This is a genomic window from Limnospira sp. PMC 1279.21 (assembly GCF_032349615.1).
GTDB classification, from domain to species: domain Bacteria; phylum Cyanobacteriota; class Cyanobacteriia; order Cyanobacteriales; family Microcoleaceae; genus Limnospira; species Limnospira fusiformis.
Window position 1 is genome coordinate 1 of record NZ_JARPLU010000395.1, and the last position, 1,305, is coordinate 1,305.

The window sequence follows — 1,305 nt, forward strand, 5'->3', positions numbered from 1 at the left end:
TTAGTCATCTCGTCCTCTCCATTATACGTCCTAACTTTCCTGTCTGGTGCTATAAGTTAACAGCAGCGGCTATTTCGGTAAGCCTTAACCCATACATTACTGTCATACCAGTAACCCACAGCCAGGCGTGACGAGCTTTACTGAATGTATGGTTTTTGATAGTGTAGACTGCTTGTTTAGCGCTGTACCACCAATTTTTAAAGGCATCGATGCCTATACGCTGCTTAACGGTGAATCGTGTTTGTCTGGGATTAATAAGTTCTAACTGTTTTAGTAGGTGGTCTTTATTGGGTGATTTTTTGGCAATGGCTTTCAGGATGTAGTAACGTTCTTTGAATGTTTTGGACCCTATCAGCTCCTCTCCATTCTGTAAGGGAGTGTACAGCATAACCTTGAAACTCTCCCAAGTAGGATAATCATCCCAATTGGGGAATTGCTCAAAGTATATTTTTTGGCTTTGATGATAGGAAGATAGGTCGCTGACAATATCGCGGGAGCGTGGTCGTCCTGTGTTGCGGTTGTACCCGGCAAAATACTCATCTTCCAGTTGTTGGAATATTTCCCGGTAGGTTATCAGATTATCCTCAATCTGATTCTTTCCTAGAATAGTCGTATCATACCAATCCCAGAACTCACTAGTGCTAGTGATAGTCCCTAAGGCTTCTGATACCAGTTTAGCTTTCTTAACCCCGTCTATCACCCCTTGGGGTGTACACTCAAGATTAGCTGTCTTGGGTAGCCGTTTTCCGGTAGGTGGCTGCTTAAACTGCAATAGCAAATTATACCTAGTCCCGGACTTTTGTAACTTGAGTGTCACTCCTTTGGGACATTCCCCTTTAAAGTCTTGATAGGCTTTCAGGAATCTGCTATAGCTCTCGTCATAGTTACCCTTTCCCCCCACTGTAGGGAGTTTAGTAGCATTACTCATTTTTTACTCACTTGTTACTCTACTACGGTTTTGAGTAACACCTAAGTAACGGTAGAATAGGGGTTGTAGGCTGTAATTCCGGTTCGAGTCCGACTCTGCCCACTATTAACTGTTTCTGATTAGAGAGGGATTAACAAGTAATTTCCTGAAATATCCGGAAATATTTTTCCGATCCCCAAAACCCCAACCTACATGGTTGGGTCAAACGTAGTGAAACCCAACATAACTGAGAGATGGTGGCGTTGGGTTTCGTGACCTCCACCCAACCTATAATAATTAACAATTAATAATTAATAATTAATAATTTTAGCCATGTAGGTTGGGTGAAACGTAGTGAAACCCAACATAACTGAGAGATGGTGGCGTTGGGTTTCGTA

General features: G+C 42.4%; 1 pseudogene. It reads right to left on the minus strand.

Features of this window, described 5'->3' with window-relative positions:
* Positions 1 to 52: 52 nt before the first annotated feature.
* Positions 53 to 928: pseudogene (locus P5683_RS24895) on the minus strand (recombinase); the annotation flags it as partial.
* Positions 929 to 1,305: the final 377 nt, after the last annotated feature.